The sequence below is a fragment of the Streptomyces sp. NPDC087906 genome (genome assembly GCF_055584925.1).
In genome coordinates this window covers 206,268-228,086 of record NZ_JBVJLC010000003.1, presented here as the reverse complement: position 1 = coordinate 228,086, position 21,819 = coordinate 206,268, and the positions used below count along the sequence as shown (strand labels likewise).

Here is a 21,819-nt window from a genome sequence, read left to right as displayed (position 1 = left end):
TCTAGGACGGGGAGGCGGGTTGCACGGCACCGGTGTGGGGGTTCCCGGTGTGCTTGGGGGCTGCGCCGGACACCACGGTGCCCGGCCCGTCGAGGGCCCGCGCGAGCAGCCGCTCCACGGGAACACCACGGATCGAGGCGTCCAGCACCTGCACGGTGTGGGCGACGGGCAGCCGCTCGCCCATCCGGGCGAGCGTGGTGGCGACCTGCATCCAGCAGCCGGGGTTGGCTGTCACCATCACCTCGGCGCCGGTCGCCAGGACGGCCTCGGCCTTGCGCTCGCCCAGCTCACCGGCCGGCTCCGGATGCAGCAGGTTGTACGTACCGGCGCTGCCGCAGCAGATGTCGGCCTCGGCCAGCTCGCGCAGCTCCACACCGGGGATCGCACCCAGCAGCCGGCGCGGCTGGTCGCGCACACTCTGCGCGTGCGCGAGATGGCAGGCGTCCTGGTACGCGACGGTCATGGGCAGCGGATGGCGCTCGGCCACCGGGCCCAGCTCGTCGAGCAGTTCGGTGATGTCCCTGGCCTTGCCCGCCATCACCTCGGCCCGCGCGGCCCACTGCGGCTCGTCGCGCAACTGGTGCCCGTACTCCTTCAGGTTGGAGCCGCAGCCCGCCGCGTTCACGACGACCGCGTCGACCCCGGCGGCCTCGAACGTCTCGATCACCCGCTTGGCGAAGCGCAGCGCCTCGGGCTCACGCCCCGCGTGCGCGGACAGCGCGCCGCAGCAGCTCTGCCGCGCAGGGACGACCACCTCGCAGCCCTCGGCTGCCAGCACCCGCACCGTCGCCGCGTTCACGTCGGGGAAGAACGTGCCCTGCACACAGCCGGTGAGCAGGCCGACGGTACGCCGCCGGGTGCCGACGGCCGGCACCCGCTCCGGAATGCGCTCCACCCGGCCGAGCTTGGGGGCCAGCGACTCCATCGCCCGCAGTGGCAGCGGCAGTCGGCCGAGCAGTCCCGAGCGGGCGAGCAACCGCCCGAGACCGCTGGCCTGATAGGCGCGCAGCGGACCGCGCAGCGCCCGCAGCCGCCGGGGATAGGGGAAGAGACTGTAGATCGCGGTGCGCAACAGCCGCTCGGCGCGCGGGCGTTCGACCCTGCGCTCCACCTGCGCCCGGGTGGCCTCGATGAGTTTGTCGTACTGAACCCCGGACGGGCAGGCCGTCACACACGACATGCAGCCGAGGCACTGGTCGAGATGGCGCACACTGCTCTCGTCGAACACATCGCCTTCGAGGCCGCCCTTCATGATGTCGATGCGGCCGCGCGGACTGTCCATCTCCTCGCCCCACAGCACGTAGGTGGGGCAGGCCGGCAGACAGAAACCGCAGTGCACGCAGTCACCGATCAGCGCGGCGTCCGGCGGGTGGTGCGCGTCGAACGCGCGCTCGGGCGGGGGCCCTTGGCCCGGCATGCCGAGCGGGACGGTGGCGGAGGCCGCGCTGGGCGCGATCGGACCGCCCTGGCCCGTACCGATGGGGCGGGGCGCGGTGAGATGCCCCGCGGCGCCGGTGGGGTGCTCGGCTGCGGGGATGTCGACTGGTTCCTGGCCGGCCGGGGTGTCCCCGGCGGGAGTGTGCCCGGTCATCTAGAGCCCTCCGATCAGCCGGCCGGGCGAGAGCCGCCGGCCGGGGTCGAACTGGTCCTTCACCCGTGTCATCAGGCCGAACGAGTCGGCGACCGGGCCCCAGTGGTCCAGCCCCGCCCGTACGCCGTCCGGCGCTCGGAGCACGACGGCCGAGCCGTCGTACGGTGCGATCGCCGCCCGCAGCGCCGCCAGGTCGGTGGTGTGCGGCACGGCCGCGTACGCCACTCCCGTACAGGCCGAAGCGGTGCCCGACGAGCCTTCGGGCAGTGCGTCCAGCACCCGCGGCAGCGCGAACGGCTCGAAGGCGAGCCGCAGGACGAGCCCGCCGGACGGGCGCGCGCCGAACCAGGGCGGGGGTGCGTCGGCCTCGGCGCCGCCGCCGAGCAGCGCGACAGCCGCCCGCGACTGGGCCCGTACGGACTCCTCGATGCTCTCGAAGAGCACGACGAGTTCGCTGTCCGTGCCCGCTGCCTGTCCGGCCTCCCAGCGCAGTTCGACGGCGGTGGGGGTGAGCGTCGAGCGCGCCACGAGCGCGGCGAGCCGGCCGGCCTCGGCGGCGTCGGGTACCGGTACGACGACGGCGCGGGCCGCCGGGGGCAGCGGGTGCAGCCGCCAGGTCGTCGAGACGACCACGCCGAGGCCGCCGTGCGCCCCGGTGTACAGCTTGCCGAGGTCGTAGCCCGCGACGTTCTTGACGACCTTGCCGCCGGACTTCGCCGTCCTGCCGTCGGCGAGGACGACCGTCACCCCGATGAGCAGGTCGCGGACCGTGCCGTAGCGCAGCCGGCGCGGACCCGAGGCGTTGGCGCCGACGACACCGCCCAGCGTGGCCCCCGGCTCCGGCGGGTCGAGGGCCAGCATCTGGCCGTGCCCGGCGAGCTGCCGCTGGAGCGCGTCGAGCCGTACGCCGGCCTCGGCGACGACGACGAGATCGCCCGGCGCGTGCTCGACCACCCGGTCCAGCCCCGTGGTGCGCAGCAGCAGGTCGCAGGAGGCGGGCGGGGCCGCCCAGCCGGTCTTCGTACCCGAACCGACGGGCACGACCGTGCCGGACGTGTCGCGCAGGATGCCGGCCACCTCGGCCGCTGTCGTCGGCCGGACCGTCCGCGCGGGCACCACACCCGCGACAACGGCGCCCGTCCGGGCGTCCTTCGAAGCCGCCATCTCAGAACACCTCGCCCAGCGCCGGGTCGTGCGTGTCGGCGGCAGTGTGCACGCCAGGCCGCTCACCGCACAACCGTGGTGTCGGAAACAGTTTTCCGGGATTGGCGAGACCGGCCGGGTCGAAGGCGCAGCGGACGAGTTGCATCGTGTCCAGGTCGTCCTCGGTGAACTGCCTGCTCATCTTGGACTTCTTCTCCACACCGACGCCGTGCTCCCCGGTGATGGACCCGCCGGCGTCGACGCACAGGTCGAGGATGGCGAAGCCCAGCTCCTCGGCGTCGTGCGCGGCGCCGGGGACGGTGTCGTCGAACAGGATGAGCGGGTGCAGATTGCCGTCGCCCGCGTGGAAGACGTTGGCGACCCGTACGTCGGCCGCTTCGGCGAGCCTGCCGATCTCGGCCAGCACCTGCGGCAGTTGGGTGCGCGGGATGACACCGTCCTGCACGTAGTAGGCGGGACTGATCCGGCCGACGGCGGCGAAGGCGGACTTGCGGCCCTTCCACATCAGCGCCCGCTCGGCGGCGTCCCGCGCGATCCGCGTCTCGAAGGCATGGCGCGCCTCGGCCGCCTGAGCCACCTGGCGGAACTGCTCGTCCACCTCGACCTGGGGCCCGTCGAGTTCGATGACGAGGACGGCGACGGCGCCTTCGGGATAGCCGCACCGTACGGCCGCCTCCGCCGCCTCGATGGCCAGCGCGTCCATCATCTCGATGGCGGCGGGCAGGATGCCGGCGGCGATGATGTCGCTGACCGTGCCCGCCGCGTCCTCCACGGTGTGGAAGCCGACGAGCATCGTCTGCACCGACTCCGGGGCCCGGATGGTGCGGACGGTGATCTGCGTGGCCACCCCGAGGGTGCCCTCGCTGCCGACGAACGCGCCGAGCAGGTCGAGCCCCGGGTGCTCGGGCGCCGTACCGCCGAGATGGACGACATCACCGTCCGCCAGGACGATCTCGGCGCCCATCACATGGTTGACGGTGAAGCCGTACTTGAGGCAGTGTGCGCCGCCCGCGTTCTCCGCGACGTTGCCGCCGATGGAGCACACCTGCTGGGACGAGGGGTCGGGCGCGTACGCCTGGTCGTAGGGGGCCGCCTCCCGGGTGACCCACAGATTGATGACGCCCGGCTCCACGACGACCCGGGCGTTGTCCGGGTCGACCGAGACGATGGTCCGCAGCCGGGACAGCACGATGAGCACACCGTCCGCCACGGGCACCGCGCCGCCGGAGAGTCCGGTGCCGGAGCCCCGGGCCACGAACGGCACGCCCGCCTCGGCGCACAGCCGTACGGTGTGCACCACGTCGTCGCGGTGCGCGGCGAGGACGACGATGCCGGGCCTGACCCGGAAGGCCGCGAGGCCGTCGCACTCGTACGTGCGCAACTGGGCGGGGTCGGTGAGTACTTTGCCGTCGCCGATGACGGCGCGCAGACGCTCGGCGAGCGCCCGCGACCTGGGGGATGCCGTGGAGTCCCGGACTGCCGGGACGGTCTGCGAGGTCTGCCCTGGGTCGGCCATGCTCTCTCCCTCGAACTCGAACTCGTCGCCGCTGACGAAGACTCCGGGCGGCGGCCGGCCGCCGCCCGGAGGGACGTCCGCGCCTCGGCCCCGGTCGGTGCCGCGGCGCTTCCCGGGCTACTTCCCGGCCGCGTCCGCTTCGAGTCCGAGCTGGTCGGCCTTCGCGCACTGGATCGACACGTCGAAGTAGTTCTTCACCGAAGCCGCCCCGTTCACAAAGGGGTTGGGCCCGGCGCCGCGGCCGGCGAGTTCCTTCGTCTTGGTGACGGCGTTGTCGAACTCGGAGTGGTTGGACATGATGACGGTCGCCCCGGCCTTCACCGCCGCCGCCTGCATCTTCTTCGCCGAGTCGATGTACTGCTGGAGGTTGGCGATACCGGGGTTCGGCTTGTCGTTCTGGAAGCCGAGCGCCGTGCCGCCCGAGTAGGCGACGGTCACCGGGTCACCGTAGTCATGGACCGTGAAGGTCATGGACAGGGTGCCGGGGGTGTGTCCCGGGGTCGGGATGATGTGGACCGTCGTACCGCCCAGCTTCAGATCGGTGTTCTTGGAGATCCGGATGCCGGTCTTGAAGTCGGGGGTCTGGCCCTTGAACGTCTTGGGGTGCGCCTTGACGGCGTCCCAGTCGGGTGAACCCATCACCACCCGGGCGTTCTTGGTCGCCTTCTGGACCACTTCCACACCACCGACATGGTCGGCGTGGGCGTGGGAGATGATGATGTACTTGATGTCCTTCGGGTCGAGCCCGAACTTCTTCATCCCGTCGATGATCAGGGTCTGCGCGCTGTACTGGTAACCCGAGTCGATCAGGATGAGTCCCGCGCCGGTCTTGAGGATCCACGCGCTGTGCACCGAACCGCCCACGAAGTACAGGTCGTCGAAGGCGCGGGCCGAGTCCGCGTACCAGGTCGACTTGGCGGGTGCCTTCGACGGGTCGTCGATGTAGGCCGGTGTGGTGTCGGTGGTGCTGGGTGCCCCGTTGACCGGCGGTAGGAAGCAGAGCCGGTTCAGGGTGCCGAGGTGTTCGAATCCCGCCGCGTTCTTGGCGGCTGTCTGGGCCGCGAGTATCTCCGCGGCGAAGTCGCGGTGCGAGGCCGGTGAGTGCCCCTGCCCCTGGGCGAACACCGGTGCTGCGGCGACACTGCCGCCGACCAGGACCAGTGCGGTCGTCATCAGTGCGAGGCGGGATCTCATGCTCTTGCTCATGCGGTGCTCCCAAGGTGTTGGCGTCGTTGCCGATTCCACCACTCGGTAAGTAGCTACCGAATGGTGGAACAATGCGCGCGCCCACTCGGCCATGTCAAGAGTCACGTGTGAGTTGCATCTCAGCCACGTGCGAAGCGTCGCCCTCTTCCGTCACCAGCCCGTGAACAGCAGGTGGTTGATCAACAAGGCCAGTACGGTCTGCGCCGTCAGCCACCCCCGGCGGCCCCGGTCCGGCAGCAGCGCGGCCGCCGGCAGCAGCCAGCAGGCGAAGGGCAGCCAGATGCGCTCCGTCTCCGCCTTGCTCATGCCGGACAGGTCGGCGAGCACCAGCGCCACCAGTGCGGACAGCACCAGCAGCGCCAGCCGCCCGGTGTCCGGGACCGTCCCCGTACGCACCGCGCGCATGAGCTTCGCGGTGCCCGCCCTGCGCAGTCCGGCCACCGTGGCGAGTCCCGTCATGAGCACGGTGCAGGCGAGGTTGGCCCACACCCAGTAGCCGTACGGACGGATCTTCGCGACCCCCTGGTAGTAGCGCTCGACCAGCAGGTGGTACGCCTCCCACCAGTTGAAACCGGCCAGGGTGAACAGGGCGGGCGCGACCAGCGCACCGGCCAGGAACAGCGGCAGCGGGCGGGCGTCGCGGCTGATCAGCAGGACGGCGGTACCGAGCACCGCGATCAGCGCCAGCCCGTACGAGAGGTAGCAGAGCGCGCCGAACAGCAGCCCCGACGCGGCTGCGGCCGTCGCGGGCGACCGGACGGACCGGGTCGCCGCCAGGGCGAACAACGCGACCGCCCAGGCGGCGACGGCCGCGAAATACCCGTCGGCCGAGGCGCCGATCCACACCGCCGTCGGCGCGACGACCAGGAACGGCGCCGCCCTGCGTGCGAGCGCCTCACCGGCCAGGGCGCGTACGGTCACCAGCACGGCGACCGCCGCCGACGCACCGGTGACGACACACCACACACCGGCCCAGCCGCCACCGCCGAGACCCACCCGGTCGAGACCCACGAAGGTGAGCACGGCGCCCGGCGGATGGCCCGCGAGGTGCGCGGGCCAGTGGCCGGGGGAGTACAGCAGGATATGGCTGGTGTAGCCGCGCACCGCAGCGCCGATGTCGTCGAAGCGGCCGATGCCCTGGAGGTACTCCTCGCGGGTGGTGAGGCGCCGCGCGATGCCGTTGTGCCATCCGTCGACGAGTGCGAGCGAGAACACCCAGGCCAGACTGGTCGCCCAGGTGGCCAGGGTGAGTGCGCGCCAGGACAACCGGGCCGCCACCGCGGGCCCCTGGGTCACCACGGCGAGCGCGACGAGGACCGCCGCCGGGGTGCCCGGACCGATGTGCGGATCCCACGAGGCGAACAGCGGCGGCCAGTTGACATGCAGGGAGCCGTCGGCCCGCTCGATCGCCCGGCCGACGAGCACCGCCACCACGACGAGCAGCAGACCGGCGCCGGCGGCGGCCAGGTCGGCGCGGCGCCCGGTCCGCCCGGCCGGTTCGGGGACGGACAAGAGTTCCCGTGGCGTCGAGGGCTGGTGCTCCGCCGTCGGTGTCGGGCGGTGCTCCGCCGTCGGTGTCTCCTCGGCCCTCATCCCGCGTCCCCTTCCCGTACGCGCGGCACGCTCGCTCTGCGCAGCGCCACGAACGGCCGCCCGGCCGCCTCCCATTGGTCCACCGGCCGCCAGCCGAGCGGGCGCGCGTACCGCAGCAGGGCACGGACGCCGATCCTGGCCCACGGAAACAGCGCGTCCTCGGAGCCGTCACCGCTGCCACCGCCCGCACCGCGCCCGTCGTCCACCCGGACCCGTACCCGCTCGTCGATGTCGAGCGGCGCCGTCTCCGCGATCAACAGCCCCTGCGGTGCGAGCAGTTCGGCCGCGCGCACCAGCAGGGCGCGCGGGTCGCCGCCGATGCCGACATTGCCGTCGGCGAGCAGCGCCGTGTCCCAACGGCCCTCGCCCGGCAGCGGATCGAAGACCGACCTGCGCAGTGCGGCACCGCCGAGCAGGGTCGCCCGGTCGACCGCCGCGCGGCTGACGTCGATACCGAGCGCGCGATGACCGCGCGCGGCGAGTGCGCTGACCAGCCGGCCGGGGCCGCAGCCGATGTCCAGCACCGCCCCCTCGCAGCGGGCGAGCGCGGACAGATCGGCCGCGTCCGCCACCGCGCACCACCGCTCCACGTCGAGCGGCAGCAGCCAGCCGTCGCTGCGGCGCAGGAACAGCGGGCCCCGGCCGCTGCGTACCGCCTCGGTGTACGGATCGGCGCCCCACGCCACCGCCGTACTCATCGGGCCACCGCCCTGCGGCCCGCGGTGAGCCGCTCGAAGGTGGCCGCGAACGCGGTGTGCGGTGCGAGCGCGCTGACGTACGCCGCGTCGTCCGGGGTGTCGACGTCGCGCAGCCCCGGCAGATCGCGGACGGTCAGCCCCGCCGCCACCAGCCGCCCGCGCTGCTCGGCGCCGGTGTGCGGAACCGACATCGGCACCCCGCGCAGCAGGGCGGGGTCCGGCACGGCGAGACCCAGCGCCCAGAAACCGCCGTCGTCGGCGGGCCCGAACCACGCGTCGGCGCCCTGCCGCCCGGCCGCGGTGAGCGCGGGCGCCAGCAGGTCAGGGGTGAACTGCGGGGTGTCCATCCCGATCAGTACGGTGGGCCCTTCGCAGCCCGCGAACGCGGCGGCGAGCCGTTCGTCGAGGCCGCCCGCACACTGCGGCACCACCTCGAAACCCGCCGGAAGCCACCGCCCGGGACGCCCTTCGAGCACCACCACGCGCCGCCGGGCGGGCAGGTGGAGCACGGTCCGCAGTGTGTCGCCGAGCGCGGCCTCGGCCAGTTCGGCCGCCTCGGCGTGGCTGAAGTACGGGGTGAGCCGTGTCTTCACCCGGCCGGGCACCGGTTCCTTGGCGATGACCAGCAGCGTCGCTGATCCTTCTGAGTGGGTCACGGCTTTCACCCTACGGAGCGGAGCCCGGCATTTCGGGCAGCGGAGTCTTACGGAACGTGGACGTCGGCGGCCGGTGCGACGGGGGCGGCCGCGAGCACACCGCGCATGTCGCGCACGGCGTGCCAGGTGCCGCGCCAGGTGCCGGTCACCTTCGACCTGCCGGTGCGCGGCCGGTACGGCACATCGCGCTCCACCACCCGCCAGCCGCTGTCGGCGGCCCGTACGACCATCTCCAGCGGATAGCCGCTGCGCCGGTCCGCGAGGTCCAGCGCCAGCAGCGCCGCGCGCCGCGCCGCCCGCAACGGCCCCAGGTCACGCAGGGGAAGACCGGTCCTGCGGCGGATCATCCGGGCCAGCGCCAGATTGCCCGCCCTCGCGTGCGGCGGCCACGCACCAGGACCCTCCGGCCGTCTGCGGCCGAGCACCAGATCCGCCTCACCGGCCGCCACCTCCCGTACGAAGGCGGTGAGCAGCCCCGGGTCGAGCGAGGCGTCGCAGTCGCAGAAACACACGAACTCCGCGTCGGCGGCCAGCAGTCCGGCATGGCACGCGGCCCCGAACCCGCGCCGCTCCTCCCGTACGACCGTCGCACCGAGCCCGGCCGCGATCTCGGCGGAGCCGTCACGCGAGCCGTTGTCCACCACGATCGCCCGCCACCCCTCGGGGATCCGGGACAGCACCCACGGCAGCGCCAACGCCTCGTCCAGACAGGGGAGTACGACATCGACGGTCATGACGCGACCGCCCGCAGCCCGGCCCCTGCGAACTCCGCCATGCCCGCGTCGAACGCGACCTCGGGCCGCCAGCCCAGTTCGGTGCGCAACCGCTCGGAGGACGCGGTGATGTGCCGGACGTCGCCCAGCCGGTACTCACCCGTCACCACCGGGGCAGGACCGCCGTGCGCCGCCGCGAGCGCCGCAGCCATCTCGCCTACGGTGTGCGGCTCACCGCTGCCGGTGTTGAGCGCTGCGCACCCACCGGGCTCGCGTCCCGAAAGAGCCTCCAGGGCAAGGACGTTGGCGCGCGCCACGTCCCGTACATGCACGAAGTCCCGCCGCTGCCCGCCGTCCTCGAACACCCGCGGCGCCTCGCCGCGCGCCAGCGCCGAGCGGAAGAACGACGCCACACCCGCGTACGGTGTGTCGCGCGGCATCCCGGGCCCGTAGACGTTGTGGTAGCGCAGCGCGAGCGCCCGGCCGCCGGTGGCCCGCGCCCAGGAGGCGGCCAACTGCTCCTGGGCCAGCTTGGTCACCGCGTACACATTGCGCGGATCGGCCGGCGCCCCCTCCCCGATCAGCCCCGGGACGAGCGGGGCCGCGCAGCGCGGGCAGCCCGGTTCGAAGCGCCCGGCCGCCAGATCGGCCTCCCGGCGCGGACCGGGTGCGACCCGGCCGTGCGCCGGGCAGTCGTAGCGGCCCTCGCCGTAGACCACCATCGAACCGGCGAGCACCAGCGCCGCGACACCGGTCTCCGCCATGGCGGCCAACAGCGTCGCCGTACCCAGGTCGTTGCAGCTCACATAGTCCGGCGCGTCCGCGAAGCCGGTGCCGAGACCGACCATCGCCGCCTGGTGGCAGACGGCGTCGGCACCGGCCAGCGCCCGTACGACGGCCGCCCGGTCCCGTACGTCGGCGTGGAGCCGGCCGGCCGGCCCATCCGGTGGCGCCACCGGATGGGCCGAGGGCAGCAGGGCATCGAGGACCACCGGCTCATGGCCGGCGGCGGTGAGTGCGGTGACGACGTGCGAGCCGATGAAGCCCGCGCCACCGGTGACAAGTACGCGCATCCAGCCGACGGTAGAGGCCCACGGCGTACCGGTCGGTGTCCCGCGCCGGAGCGTCACCGCTCCGTAAGATCGCCGGGCGCCCGGCGGAACGCCCGTACGAGGAACCACAGCGCCGACAGCACGAACAGCGCGGCGGTGACGAGCAGCCAGCGGCCGAGGTACACGTCGGTCGACAGGCCGGTCGCGGGGGCGTAGCCGGGCGAGTTCCGCAGCACCAGCGGCCAGTACACCAGCAACAGCAGCAGGGACAGAAAGCCCGGCACGCGGACATAGTTGACACCGCCGGAATGGACACCGCCGCGCCGTGCGAACGGGCGCTGCGGGAGCCGGTCCAGCCGGTCCAGGACGCTGTACAGCGGCACCAGCACCAGATCGTGCAGGACGGCGCAGGCCACGAACCAGATCGCGACGGCGAGCCATCGGTCGGCCAGCAGCCGGACCGCCGCGTAACCGCACAGCGCGAACGAGGCCAGCAGGATCAGCAGATGCAGCGGCGACTCGCCGTACAGCCGCCGGAAGCGCCTGACGAAGGCGCCGTCGTGGTTCGTCACACCGGCCATGTCGTCTCCCCGAAGCTCAACTGCCGTACCCATTTGGTGTTCATCACACCGGGCGCGCCCGGCACGATGATCCGCGCCGGACTGCCGTGGTCGGCGGAGAGCGCCGCACCGTTGACCCGCAGCGCCAGCAGCGAGCGCGGATCGCGTACTTGGTTGTCGCGCAGGGCCACGGCACGGAAGGAGCCGTGCAGTTGCGCCGACTCGACGAACACTCCGGGCGGGTCGTCGCCGAGCCCCACGAGCCCCGCGAGATCGACGAGCCTGACCCCCTCCCAGTGCTGGTTCTCCGTCGACCAGCCCTCGACACACGCGATGGGCAGCGACGAGCGGTGCTGCGGCAGCTCCCGCACCTGGTCCAGTGTGAGCGAGACCCGCCGCCCGGTACCCCGTACGACCAGCCGCCAGTCGGGGCCCACGTCCCGCTCCCTGATATGCGCGAGGGCCGCCGTCTTGTTGACGGGGAACCCGTTCGGGCCGGTGCCCGGCTGCCTGCCGTGCGGTGCGAGCAGCGCCGTCCCGCGCAGCGCCCCGCCGATGGACTGCCCGGCCGTCAGCACGAACAGCACCACGGAGCCCAGGCCCACCATCCCGAGCGCGCCGCGCCGCGACATGGTCGGCGGTGCGGGCGCGGTGGCCACCAGACCGCTGTCGTCGGGCGGCTCAGGACTGGTCCCGGCCACCGGTGTGCGCAGCTCGGCGCGGAAGTCGCGGCTGCGCAGCGCCCGTACCGTACGCGGCAGCCGGATCACCACATGCGCGACGACCGCGCCGAAGAACACCCAGGCGCCGTAGAAGTGCAGCGGGTAGAACGAGCCGGGGAAGAGGTAGTCGAGCTGGATGTTGAGCACCCCGGTGACGAACTCGAACAGCCCGCCGCCGACGAGGAGCAGCAGCGACAGCCGGTCCAGCGCGTGGCCGACGGAGCGTACCGGGGGCAGCGTGAACAGCTTCGGCACGACGGACCAGAGCTTGGCGAGCAGCACAGGCACCAGCACGATCCCGAGCGTCACATGCACGCCCTGGGTCACGCGGTACAGCCAGTACGGGTCGGTCGGCCAGTCGAAGAGATAGAACCCGAGCAGCCCCTTGTCCGGTGTCTTGTCGTTGACGGCGGACAGTTCCGGGTTGTACGCCGCGTACGACACGAGCCCGGTCAGGAACAGCACCGGGATGCCGACGAGCAGCACGGCGCCGAACACGGACGTCAGCCACGGACCGCGCAGCGGACTGCGCCAGACGGAGCCGGGCCGGACAGGGCCGGGGGAGCGGAAACGGGTGGGGACGTTCATGACTGAGACCGTAGGGCCGGACACCCCCCGGTGAGCGGCTGCGACTCATGACGGAACGCTGACGTCCGCCGTCCGTGGACGGCGCGCGACATCACCCGAATGGTCGGCGCGGAGCGGCGGCGGGCGCCGCGTGAGGGGACGGTGGGCATACGCCGTCCGCCCCGCACCCCGAGGAGCTGGTTATCCATGCCCCGCAGGTCAGGAGCTGTGATATGCGGCAGCGCCGGCAGCGTCGTGCTCGGCATGCTGGCGCTCTCGGCGTGTACGAACGCGCTGCCGAGGCCGGTCGTCGACGTGGCGTCGGCCGCCGCCAGGCCCTCGGCCGGCGGCACGACCTGGCAGCTCTCCTCGTCCGTGCGCAGGGACGTCGCGATCGTGTGGCCGCGGCTGGGCCGCATCTGGCCCGGGGCGGATTTCAGCCGGCACAGTGTGATCGTGACCGACGGGCGGTGCGCCTATCTGCTGGACGCCCGCTCGGGCGGCTCGATCTCGCTGGACGAGCTGAAGAAGCACAAGGTCGGCATCCCCCGGCCCGGCGGCTTCCAGGCGGTCACCTGGAAGGGCAGGAAGTCGATCGTCGTACGGGCGCCGGAGGGCGCGGGCGCGGCCGCGCTGAAGAAGGACCCCCTCGGCCTGACCAGCTCCGACCCGGCCGGATACACCTTCGGGCTCGCGACACACGAGCAGTTCCACCCCGACGTCCAGTACGACACCGCCGCGCCCTGGCACTCGCTGAGCCGGCTCGACAAGGCGTACGGCGGCGCGAGCAGGGCGCAGGAGTACCCCCTGCGCGCCGACCCCCGCATCGACCGGGCCATGGTCTACAACAGCCTGCTGCTGGGGCTGCGCGACCCGGCCCGGCGGGCCGCGCATCTGGCGCGGGCCGCGTACTGGAACGAGCGGTGGACGAACGGCTTCCCCGCCGAGGCCAAGGGCCAGGCACCCGTCGACCTGCTGGAGGGCACGGCCGAGTACGTCCAGCAGTCGGCGCTCGCCATGGCGGCCGTCCGCGACCCCGACGACCCCGCGCAGATACGGGCCCGGCTCACCCGGACCCTCAAGCCGATGAAGGTCGCGGCCAAGGGGGTCGAGCCGTACGCCATCGGCACGGCGGCCCTGCTCAACGCCGACGCGGCGCACCGCGACGTGAAGAGGACCCTCACCACGAAGGCGACCACACCGCTTGCGGAACTCCTGCGCGGCGTCACCCCGGCGGGCCCGCAGGAAGCCCCCAAGGACGTGACCGACGGCATTACCCGGTCCGTCGCCCGGACCAACCGGCAACTCGCCCCCGTCATCGAGCCGTTCGTGGCCGGACTCCAGGACAAGAAGAAGCTGGTGCTGCTGCTCCCGGCCGACGCGGTGACCGGCAGCATGAGCGGCACGGGCTTCTACACGACCAGGCAACTTCCCGTCACCATCACCACGGGGGCGGGCGCGACCTTCAACCCGGGCAGCGGCGCCGTACGCCTGGACGGGGTCACCGTCGCCGAGACGCGCGTGAAGGACAAGGACTACTTCGCCCTGCCGCTGGACCCGAACAACGGGAACTTCACCCTTGAGGACAACCGGCTGACGCTCAAGGGCGGGCACATGCACGGCACCATCGTCGTCGTGCGGACGACCGAGGACGGGCAGCGCTTCCTCTACGCGCAGTAGTACGTCCAGCAGAATTCGCGGCGCGACCGGCCCCGGCTCAGACGGTCGCCAGCGAGACCTCGGTCGACTTGATGAGCGCCACCACCGTCGACCCGGTGACCAGACCCAGATCGGCCACGGCCTCCTCGGTGACGGCCGAGGTGAGTTCACCACCGGGCACGGTGATCTTCACCGCTGCCATGGCGTCGCCCGCCTTGATACCGGTGACCGTGCCGGGGAGCTGGTTGCGGATGCTGACGCCCTCCACCACGCCCGTCGCCAGCGCCACTTCCGTCGACTTGACCAGGGCGTTGACGGCGGTGCCCGCGGCGATACCCAACTCCCGTACCGCTTCCAGGGTGATCGCGGCCGTGATCTCCTGCCCGCCGGTCAGCCGGATCTTGACGGCCGCCATGACCTCGCCGGGGGTGACGGAGCTGACGGTGCCGGCGAGCTGGTTGCGGATGCTCAGATTCATCGGGTGGCGCCTCGCAGTCGGAGAAGCGGGTGGGGGGAATGTCAGTATTTCACCTGGTGCGCCGGAAGCGCCGCAACCACCCGTGCCATGCTGGGGCTGTCCGGATCATGGCAGGAGCGAGGAGCGTACGGCAGCGCGATGGCAGCGAAACGGCGGAAGAGTACCGGTACCTGGGACCGCTTCGTGGCATCGGACCCGGGACTCCTGCGGCTGATGGCCGGACTGCGCACGGTCGGCGCCATCGCGCTGACCCTGCTGGTCCTCGCCCTGCTGCACACCCCGGTCCCGCATATGGTGGCCGGCGCCATGGCGGCCATGGTCTCCACCTTCGCCATCCGCGAGAAGACGGTCAGGGGCCAGGCCGTCACCCTCGCCTGCGCCCTGCCCGTCGCCGTCGCTGCGATGTCCCTGGGCGCGCTGCTCAACACCCGGGTCGTCGCGGGGGACGCGTTCTTCATCCTGCTGATCTTCGGCGCCGTCTACTCCCGGCGGTTCGGCGACCGGGGGACCGCGCTCGGTCTGATCGGCTTCCAGATCTACTTCGTCTCGCTGTTCGTCCAGGCCACCGTCGGCAGCCTGGCCCAGCTCGCCCTGACGCTGCTCATCGCCTTCGTGTGCAGTGCGATCGTCCGGTTCGCCGTCGTGCCCGAGACCCCCGAACGCACCCTGCGCCGGCTGCGCCAGGCGTTCCGGGCGCGGCTCGCCCAGCTCATCGCGACCCAGGTCGAACTGCTGGACACCGACCCCGACCAACTGGACAAGGTGCTCGACGAGTTGCGCCGCCGCACGGCCCGGCTGCATGACGCGGCCCTGATGATCCAGGGCAGGCTCGACGACGGGACGCGCGACGCCACGACCGCCGCACTGGTGCAGCGCCGGGTCGCCGACGCCGAGATCGCCGCCGAACGGCTCGGCATGCTGCTGCTCAACTCCCGCAGTAACAACGGCGCCGACACCCTCACCATGCACCTGCCGCACGCACCCCTGCCGCTCCAGGCCCCCTGGGCGCGCATCGGCAGGGACAAGGACGACCACGCGCAGGACGACGAAGCCACCGTCCTGCTGCGCAGGGACCTCAACGCGCTGCATCTGCTGGTCAGCCGGCTGGCCCCGGCCGACCGCGGCACCGCCCTGGTCCATGTGCGCAACCGGCTGCTCGGCTACCGCGAGAGCGAGAACCTGCCGCAGGCCCCGGCCGCCGTGCAGGACGTCTTCCGCGCGCTGGGCGAGGCGGCGCGCGCCGTACTCGGACTGCGCCTCGCCCTCGACGGCCCGCAGGACGAGTCCGACGACTCGCCCGAAACCGTCCGCTCGCGCGAGGAGTTCGAGGCGGAGGACCTCGCGATCGTCGAACCCGAGGAGACCGAGGAGCAGCGCACCGGGCTGCAACGCCGCACCACCCGGGCCGCGTTCCAGGTCTCCGTCTGCTCCATGCTGGCCATCGTCGGCGGCGAGTTCCTGTCCAGCCAGCGCTGGTACTGGGCGGTGCTGACCTGCTGGGTCGTCTTCCTCAACACCGCGTCCACCGGCGAGATCCTGGTCAAGGGCTACCGCAGGGTGCTCGGTACCGTCTTCGGTGTGGTCGCCGGGGTCGGACTCGCGGGCCTGGTCGGCAACAACACCTGGCTGGCGTTCTTCCTGGTGCTGCTCTTCATCTTCGGGATGTTCTTCACGGCGCCGCTGTCGTACGCGCTGATGTCCTTCTTCGTCACCGCGATGCTCGGACTGCTCTACACCCTCCTGCACACCTACAGCCTCTCCGTGCTCGTGCTGCGGATCGAGGAGACGGCGCTCGGCGCGGCCTGCGGGATCATCGCCGCCGTCCTGGTCCTGCCGGTCCGCACCGATCTGCGCACCGACGAGCAACTGCGCGAGGTGCTGGCCCGGTTGCGTGACGTCGCCGCCGCTGCCGTGGCGCAGCTCAGCGGCGGTCCCGCCGTCGATCTGCTGGACATGGCGCGCGAGTTGGACACCGCGCTGGACGACCTGCGCCGCTCCACCCAGCCGTTGACGCACCCGATCACCCCGCTGCGGGTGCGGCGGCAGACGGCCCGCTATCTGGTGGCGCTGCTGGAGACCTGCGCGTACCACGCCCGTTCCCTGGCCGCCACCGCCGAGTTGGTGCCGTACAGCAAGAGCGTCGCGGCCGACCCCCGGCTGGAGCGGGCCGGCCGGCGTATCGCGCACAACATCGACGTGACCATCGCGTACGTACGGGACGACGGCGCCGACGCCGCCGGCACGGTCGAGTCAGGACCCAGCATCGCCTCGATGCTGGAGGACGGCGCGTCCCCCGCCGTGCGCTCGGGCACGGTCACCTACCGGGTGCTGCGCCATCTGCAACGCCTCGACGAAGGCGTGGTCGCCGTGGCCCGCACCCTCGACGTACCGGTGGCCGGACGCGAGGAACGCAAGACCGCCGCCTGACTCCGCTGCCGCCGGGCCCAGTTGCGGAAAGTTTGCCAGCGAACCAGGCAGTTTCCGCAAGAAGTTGATGGGTCGTCGCAGCAATACGCCAGGGCGGCGAAAATATCTGTCGAGGACCTTGTGGAACGAGGTGGGGGGTCCTAATGTCACCTCACCCTCCGGCGCCCGTTTCGCCGTGAGTGTCGCAGTCGTTCATCGTTCCGACAGAAACGAGAGCATTCGATGTCACGGAGCATCAAAAGCGCTGCCGCGAGGCCCGGCAGACCGCTGCGAAGAGCGGTGGCGGTGGCCGCCGCGCTGACCACGGCCACCCTCGGTCTCGGTGTGCTGTCCGGCGGTTCCGCCGTCGCGGGCAGCGCGGGCAGCGCCGCCGCCGGGCCGGTGGTGACCCGCGCCGCGCTCGATCCCTCGCTCGTCGCGGGGCGCGGCGCCGATGTGCCCTTCGCCGAGCAGGAGGCGGAGAACGCGGTGACGAACGGATCGCTCGTCGGACCCGGCCGCGCCGCCTACACCCTGCCGGCCGAGGCGTCCGGCCGTAAGGCGGTCAAGCTGACGCCCGGCCAGTACGTCGAGTTCACCCTGCCGAGCACGGCCAACGCGATCACCGTGCGCTACAGCATCCCGGACGCTCCGAACGGCGGCGGCATCACGGCGCCGCTCGATGTCACGGTCAACGGCAAGAACAAGTCGACCATGACGCTCACCTCGCAGTACGCGTGGCTGTACAACCAGTACTCGTTCTCCAACGACCCCAACGCCGGGCTGCTGCACCCCGATCAGTGGATCACCGAGTGCGCCTGCGTGCCCGACGAGACGACACCCACCCCGACCGTCGAGAAGCCGTTCCGGCCGAACCACTTCTACGACGAGCAGCGGCTGCTGCTCGGCAAGACCTATCGCGCGGGCGACAAGGTGCGGCTCGCCGTGCCCGCCGGGAGCAAGGCGTCATCGACCGTCGTGGACCTGCTCGACTCGGAACTCGTCGGGGCCCCGCACGTGCGGCTGCTGGCGGCGAACGTGCTCGCGTTCGGCGCCGATCCGCTCGGCAGGCGCGACTCGGCCGACGCGATCGACAAGGCCGTCGCCTTCGCCAAGCGCGGCCACCTCAAGGTCTACATCCCGCCGGGGACCTACCAGGTGAACCGGCACATCGTCGTGGACGACGTGACGATCGAGGGCGCGGGGAGCTGGTACACCGTCATCAAGGGCCGCCAGGTCACCCTCGCCACCCCGGCCCCCGACGGCTCGACCCACACCGGGGTCGGCTTCTACGGCAAGGACGCGGCGGCGGGCGGCAGCAGGAACGTCCACCTCTCCGGCTTCGCCGTCGAGGGCGACGTACGCGAGCGTATCGACACCGACCAGGTGAACGGCATCGGCGGCGCGCTGAGCGACTCGACCATTGACGGGCTCTACATCCACCACACCAAGGTCGGCATGTGGTTCGACGGCCCGATGAAGAATCTGAAGATCACCAACAACGTGATCACGGACCAGATCGCCGACGGCCTCAACTTCCACACCGGCGTGACCGATTCGGTGGTGTCGGGCAACTTCATACGCAACTCCGGCGACGACGGCCTCGCGATGTGGTCGGAGAAGACGGCGAACGCGCGCAACACCTTCGCCCGCAACACCGTCCAGACACCGGTGCTCGCCAACGGCATCGCGATCTACGGCGGCACCGACAACACCGTCTCCGGCAATCTGATCGCCGACCCGATCCGGGAGGGCAGTGCGATCCAGGTCGGCTCCCGCTTCGGCGCCGAGGCGTTCACCGGCCACCTGTGGATCACGGACAACACCACTGTCCGGGCAGGGACGTTCGAGCTGAACTGGAACATCGGGCTCGGCGCCATCTGGTTCTACGCGCTGGAGAAGAACATCGACGCCGACATCCAGGTCACCGGCGACCACTTCCTCGACAACACCTACAACGCGATCATGCTCGTCAGCGACTTCCCGGTGAAGGACCTGTACTCCATCACCAACGTCCACTTCAAGGACATCAAGGTGGACGGCACCGGCACGTCCGTGGTCAGCGCCCGGGTCGCGGGCGGCGCGTCCTTCGAGAACGTGGACGCCCGCAACGTCGGCGCCGTCGGCGTCAACAACTGCGGATCGTTCCACTTCACCCCGGCGGGCTCGGAGTTCGGGCTCACCGACCTCGGCGGCAACGACGGGGGCGGCACCACGGGCCCCTGGCTCGCCGCCTGGGAACTGCCGAACACCATCACCTGCGACGACCGCCCACCGGTCGTCGCGCCACCGGCGCCCACCGCCTGGTGACAGCGGTGACCGCGTGACAACAGGCCGGCCGGCTGCCCGTGATCGTACGGACAGCCGGCCGGCCTTCGTGCCACCTCGTACGTCAGCCGCCGAGCGCCGCCGCCACGACCGCCTTCGCCTCCTCCTGCACCCTCGCCAGATGGTCCGGGCCCTGGAAGGACTCGGCGTAGACCTTGTAGACGTCCTCGGTGCCCGAGGGGCGGGCGGCGAACCACGCGCTGTCCGTCGTCACCTTGATCCCGCCGATCGGCGCGCCGTTGCCGGGGGCCTCGGTCAGCACCGCCGTGACCGGCTCGCCCGCGAGGGTGTCGGCCGTGACCTGCTCCGGCGAGAGCTTGGCCAGGACGGCCTTCTCCTCGCGGGTGGCGGGCGCGTCGATCCTGGCGTACGCGGGCTCGCCGAACCGGCCGGTCAGCTCCGCGTAGTGCTCCGACGGCGTCTTGCCGGTGACGGCGAGGATCTCCGAGGCGAGCAGCGCCAGGATGATGCCGTCCTTGTCGGTGGTCCACACCGACCCGTCCTTGCGCAGGAACGACGCCCCCGCCGACTCCTCGCCGCCGAACCCGAGCGAGCCGTCCACCAGTCCGTCCACGAACCACTTGAAGCCGACGGGCACTTCGACCAGCCGCCGGCCCAGATCACCGGCGACCCGGTCGATCATCCCGGACGACACCAGCGTCTTGCCGATCCCGGCGCCGGCCGGCCACTGCTCGCGGTGGGCGTAGAGGTAGCCGATGGCGGTGGCCAGATAGTGGTTGGGGTTCATCAGCCCGCCGTCCGGCGTGACGATGCCGTGCCGGTCGGCGTCCGCGTCGTTGCCGGTGGCGATCTGGTACTGGTCGCGCTTGTCGATCAGCGAGGCCATCGCGTACGGGGACGAGCAGTCCATCCGGATCTTGCCGTCCCAGTCCAGCGTCATGAACCGCCAGGTCGGATCGGCCAGCGGATTGACCACCGTCAGATCGAGCCGGTGCTCCTCGGCGATCCGCCCCCAGTACCCGACGGACGCGCCGCCCAGCGGATCGGCGCCGATCCGGATGCCGGCGGCGCGTACCGCCGCCAGGTCCAGCACGTTCGGCAGATCGGCCACATAGGCGCCGAGGAAGTCGTGGCGCCCGGTGGTGGCCGCCGCCAGCGCCTTGGTGTACGGCACCCGTCGTACGTCCTTCAGACCGCCCGCGATGATCTCGTTGGCCCGGTCCTGGATCCAGCCGGTCGCTTCCGACCCGGCCGGTCCGCCGCTCGGCGGGTTGTACTTGAACCCGCCGTCACCCGGCGGGTTGTGCGACGGCGTCACCACCACACCGTCCGCGAGCCCCGACGTACGGCTCCGGTTGTGGGTCAGGATCGCGAGCGACACCGCGGGCGTGGGGGTGTACCCGTCGGCGGCGTCGATCAGCACCGTCACGTCGTTCGCCGCGAACACCTCGACGGCCGTGACCTTGGCCGGCTCGGACAGCGCGTGGGTGTCGGCGCCCAGGAAAAGCGGCCCGTCGGTGCCCTGCCCGGCCCGGTACTCGCAGATCGCCTGGCTGGTGGCGGCGATGTGGTCCTCGTTGAACGCGGTGTTCAGCGACGACCCGCGGTGCCCCGACGTACCGAACGCCACCCGCTGCCCCGGGTCGTCCAGATCGGGGTGCAGCGCGTAGTACGCGGTCACCAGCCGTGCGATATCGGTGAGATCCCCCGCCTCGGCCGGCCGGCCCGCTCGCTCATGCGGCATCTGCCCACTCCTCCAGATCGTGTCGTGCGATCAGCTCGTCCGCTCATCTTCCCCGGGACAACGGCGTCCCACTGCCAGGCATGCCCGGAGAAGAGCAGGACATCCGCGTTCGCACGTGTGCCGTTCGCCGCGCGGTCCCGGGGAAAGCCGCCCGGTCCGGAGAAATGGCGCCCGGCACGCGTGCGGCCCGGCGGGAGGAGTGCTCCCGCCGGGCCGCACGTATCGGCAGACGTCCGCGTGCCGACGTCTCAGCGTTGCAGCGCGAGCTGCGGCGCCGCAGCCGGCGCGCTGAGCGGCGTCAGGCTCGACGGGACCGAGCGCAGTGCGTCGTACCAGACCGCCGCCATCTTCTCGTAGCCGCCCGGGTTCGGGTGGACGCCGTCGGCCAGGTCGGCCGTGGTCAGCGCGCTGTGCAGGTCGACGACATGGACCTGGGGTCCCTTGGTCGCGACGACGCCCGCCAGCGCGTTGTTGTACGTCTGGACCATCGCCTCCTGGGCCGCGCCGCTCTCCGGGGTGATCTTGGCGACGAAGAGCTGCACCTGCGGCTTCTGGGTGAGGATGTGGTCGATGAGCGTCGACAGCCGGGCGGGTGCGCCCGCGACGTCGTAGTTCTGGTTGATGTCGTTGGTGCCGATCTGCAGCATGATCGTGCGCGGGTCGCTCGCGCTCAGCCAGTTCACGATGTTCGCGTCGAGCTGGTCGATGCGCCAGCCCGAGTGGCCCTCGTGGTCGTGATCGCCGAGCTGGGCCGGGCCGTTGGCGAGTGAGCCGACGAAGTCGACCTGGTAGCCGCCGGCGGCCAGCCGGTTCCAGAGGCCGATGCGGTAGCCGCCCGGCAGGGGGGTGTAGCCGTCGGTTATCGAGTCGCCGAGCGGCATGATCCGTACGCCGCCGTTGGAGTCGGCGGCGGAGGCCGTGCCCTGGGTCAGTGCCACGATCGCCAGGGTCATGGCGAGCAGCAGGGTGCTGAACAGGGACATGACAGGACGAGATCCGGTTCTGCGCAAGGCAGTTCCCTTCCGTCGGGCCGCCATCGGGTGGGGGGAGTGGGGGGACTGGCGGCCCCGCATTTATTACCACCGGATGACATCCGGCGAAACGGAAGAGACAGGGTCGGCCGTAAAACGACCGTCCAATGGCGCGCGAACGACGACAATCCGGGCCTGCGGAGCATCCGCCCGCCGCACATCAGAGCCCGCGGC

17 protein-coding genes are annotated in these 21,819 nt (G+C 71.8%); 3 read left to right on the top strand and 14 right to left on the bottom strand.

Annotated features, from left to right (window positions below; translation table 11 throughout):
* Position 1 precedes the first annotated feature (1 nt).
* The 11 genes from ACZ63I_RS10530 to ACZ63I_RS10480 form a co-directional block, all read right to left on the bottom strand.
* Positions 2–1,591 (bottom strand): (Fe-S)-binding protein, encoded by a 1,590-nt coding sequence (locus tag ACZ63I_RS10530; RefSeq protein ID WP_469337362.1) that lies wholly within the window; start codon positions 1,589–1,591, stop codon positions 2–4.
* Entirely contained in the window at positions 1,592–2,755 is a 1,164-nt protein-coding gene (locus ACZ63I_RS10525) for an FAD-binding oxidoreductase (RefSeq protein WP_469337360.1), read from the bottom strand. It abuts the gene before it with no gap.
* A gap of 1 nt (position 2,756) precedes the next feature.
* On the bottom strand, positions 2,757–4,271 hold the full coding sequence (locus ACZ63I_RS10520; RefSeq protein WP_469337359.1) for an FAD-linked oxidase C-terminal domain-containing protein: 1,515 nt from the start codon (positions 4,269–4,271) through the stop codon (positions 2,757–2,759).
* A gap of 117 nt (positions 4,272–4,388) precedes the next feature.
* Positions 4,389–5,477, bottom strand: a complete 1,089-nt coding sequence (locus tag ACZ63I_RS10515; protein ID WP_469337357.1) for an MBL fold metallo-hydrolase — start codon at positions 5,475–5,477, stop codon at positions 4,389–4,391.
* A gap of 150 nt (positions 5,478–5,627) precedes the next feature.
* Positions 5,628–7,070 (bottom strand): hypothetical protein, encoded by a 1,443-nt coding sequence (locus tag ACZ63I_RS10510; RefSeq protein ID WP_469337356.1) that lies wholly within the window; start codon positions 7,068–7,070, stop codon positions 5,628–5,630.
* The gene (locus ACZ63I_RS10505; protein WP_469337354.1) at positions 7,067–7,768 is read right to left on the bottom strand and encodes a class I SAM-dependent methyltransferase; all 702 of its coding nucleotides are present in this window, start codon (positions 7,766–7,768) and stop codon (positions 7,067–7,069) included. Before ACZ63I_RS10505 ends, ACZ63I_RS10510 begins: the two co-directional genes overlap by 4 nt.
* A complete protein-coding gene (locus ACZ63I_RS10500) occupies positions 7,765–8,424 on the bottom strand; it encodes a TIGR04282 family arsenosugar biosynthesis glycosyltransferase (protein WP_469337352.1) in 660 nt (219 codons plus the stop codon). Before ACZ63I_RS10500 ends, ACZ63I_RS10505 begins: the two co-directional genes overlap by 4 nt.
* A gap of 47 nt (positions 8,425–8,471) precedes the next feature.
* Complete coding sequence (locus tag ACZ63I_RS10495; RefSeq protein WP_469337350.1) at positions 8,472–9,158, bottom strand: glycosyltransferase family 2 protein; 687 nt, start codon at positions 9,156–9,158, stop codon at positions 8,472–8,474.
* Positions 9,155–10,210, bottom strand: a complete 1,056-nt coding sequence (locus tag ACZ63I_RS10490; RefSeq protein ID WP_469337348.1) for an NAD-dependent epimerase/dehydratase family protein — start codon at positions 10,208–10,210, stop codon at positions 9,155–9,157. Before ACZ63I_RS10490 ends, ACZ63I_RS10495 begins: the two co-directional genes overlap by 4 nt.
* Positions 10,211–10,263: 53 nt before the next feature.
* A complete protein-coding gene (locus ACZ63I_RS10485; protein WP_469337346.1) occupies positions 10,264–10,770 on the bottom strand; it encodes a hypothetical protein in 507 nt (168 codons plus the stop codon).
* A complete protein-coding gene (locus ACZ63I_RS10480; RefSeq protein ID WP_469337345.1) occupies positions 10,758–12,059 on the bottom strand; it encodes a molybdopterin-dependent oxidoreductase in 1,302 nt (433 codons plus the stop codon). Before ACZ63I_RS10480 ends, ACZ63I_RS10485 begins: the two co-directional genes overlap by 13 nt.
* Before the next feature lie 186 nt (positions 12,060–12,245).
* Between ACZ63I_RS10480 and ACZ63I_RS10475 the strand changes: the two genes are divergently transcribed.
* On the top strand, positions 12,246–13,718 hold the full coding sequence (locus ACZ63I_RS10475; protein ID WP_469337343.1) for a hypothetical protein: 1,473 nt from the start codon (positions 12,246–12,248) through the stop codon (positions 13,716–13,718).
* Between the two features lie 37 nt (positions 13,719–13,755).
* Here the strand turns inward: ACZ63I_RS10475 and ACZ63I_RS10470 are convergent, their stop codons facing one another.
* The gene (locus tag ACZ63I_RS10470) at positions 13,756–14,175 is read right to left on the bottom strand and encodes a TOBE domain-containing protein (RefSeq protein ID WP_469337342.1); all 420 of its coding nucleotides are present in this window, start codon (positions 14,173–14,175) and stop codon (positions 13,756–13,758) included.
* A gap of 138 nt (positions 14,176–14,313) precedes the next feature.
* Between ACZ63I_RS10470 and ACZ63I_RS10465 the strand changes: the two genes are divergently transcribed.
* On the top strand, positions 14,314–16,602 hold the full coding sequence (locus tag ACZ63I_RS10465) for an FUSC family protein (RefSeq protein ID WP_469337341.1): 2,289 nt from the start codon (positions 14,314–14,316) through the stop codon (positions 16,600–16,602).
* Positions 16,603–16,824: 222 nt separating this feature from the next.
* Entirely contained in the window at positions 16,825–18,891 is a 2,067-nt protein-coding gene (locus ACZ63I_RS10460) for a glycosyl hydrolase family 28-related protein (protein ID WP_469337339.1), read from the top strand.
* An 82-nt stretch (positions 18,892–18,973) separates the two neighbouring features.
* Here the strand turns inward: ACZ63I_RS10460 and pgm are convergent, their stop codons facing one another.
* Together pgm and ACZ63I_RS10450 are read right to left on the bottom strand one after the other, a co-directional pair.
* Positions 18,974–20,614: a phosphoglucomutase (alpha-D-glucose-1,6-bisphosphate-dependent) gene (pgm, locus tag ACZ63I_RS10455; protein ID WP_469337337.1), complete on the bottom strand. Its 1,641-nt coding sequence runs from the start codon at positions 20,612–20,614 to the stop codon at positions 18,974–18,976.
* Between the two features lie 248 nt (positions 20,615–20,862).
* Positions 20,863–21,597, bottom strand: coding sequence for an SGNH/GDSL hydrolase family protein (locus ACZ63I_RS10450; protein ID WP_469337335.1), 735 nt, complete (start codon positions 21,595–21,597; stop codon positions 20,863–20,865).
* Between the last annotated feature and the right edge of the window lie 222 nt (positions 21,598–21,819).

Bases quoted from the DNA above. Each gene is read 5' to 3' on its own strand.
- ACZ63I_RS10530 (WP_469337362.1), bottom strand. From the start codon at position 1,591: ATGACCGGGCACACTCCCGCCGGGGACACCCCGGCCGGCCAGGAACCA.
- ACZ63I_RS10525 (WP_469337360.1), bottom strand. From the start codon at position 2,755: ATGGCGGCTTCGAAGGACGCCCGGACGGGCGCCGTTGTCGCGGGTGTG.
- ACZ63I_RS10520 (WP_469337359.1), bottom strand. From the start codon at position 4,271: ATGGCCGACCCAGGGCAGACCTCGCAGACCGTCCCGGCAGTCCGGGAC.
- ACZ63I_RS10515 (WP_469337357.1), bottom strand. From the start codon at position 5,477: ATGAGCAAGAGCATGAGATCCCGCCTCGCACTGATGACGACCGCACTG.
- ACZ63I_RS10510 (WP_469337356.1), bottom strand. From the start codon at position 7,070: ATGAGGGCCGAGGAGACACCGACGGCGGAGCACCGCCCGACACCGACG.
- ACZ63I_RS10505 (WP_469337354.1), bottom strand. From the start codon at position 7,768: ATGAGTACGGCGGTGGCGTGGGGCGCCGATCCGTACACCGAGGCGGTA.
- ACZ63I_RS10495 (WP_469337350.1), bottom strand. From the start codon at position 9,158: ATGACCGTCGATGTCGTACTCCCCTGTCTGGACGAGGCGTTGGCGCTG.
- ACZ63I_RS10490 (WP_469337348.1), bottom strand. From the start codon at position 10,210: ATGCGCGTACTTGTCACCGGTGGCGCGGGCTTCATCGGCTCGCACGTC.
- ACZ63I_RS10485 (WP_469337346.1), bottom strand. From the start codon at position 10,770: ATGGCCGGTGTGACGAACCACGACGGCGCCTTCGTCAGGCGCTTCCGG.
- ACZ63I_RS10480 (WP_469337345.1), bottom strand. From the start codon at position 12,059: ATGAACGTCCCCACCCGTTTCCGCTCCCCCGGCCCTGTCCGGCCCGGC.
- ACZ63I_RS10475 (WP_469337343.1), top strand. From the start codon at position 12,246: ATGCCCCGCAGGTCAGGAGCTGTGATATGCGGCAGCGCCGGCAGCGTC.
- ACZ63I_RS10470 (WP_469337342.1), bottom strand. From the start codon at position 14,175: ATGAATCTGAGCATCCGCAACCAGCTCGCCGGCACCGTCAGCTCCGTC.
- ACZ63I_RS10465 (WP_469337341.1), top strand. From the start codon at position 14,314: ATGGCAGCGAAACGGCGGAAGAGTACCGGTACCTGGGACCGCTTCGTG.
- ACZ63I_RS10460 (WP_469337339.1), top strand. From the start codon at position 16,825: ATGTCACGGAGCATCAAAAGCGCTGCCGCGAGGCCCGGCAGACCGCTG.
- pgm (WP_469337337.1), bottom strand. From the start codon at position 20,614: ATGCCGCATGAGCGAGCGGGCCGGCCGGCCGAGGCGGGGGATCTCACC.
- ACZ63I_RS10450 (WP_469337335.1), bottom strand. From the start codon at position 21,597: ATGTCCCTGTTCAGCACCCTGCTGCTCGCCATGACCCTGGCGATCGTG.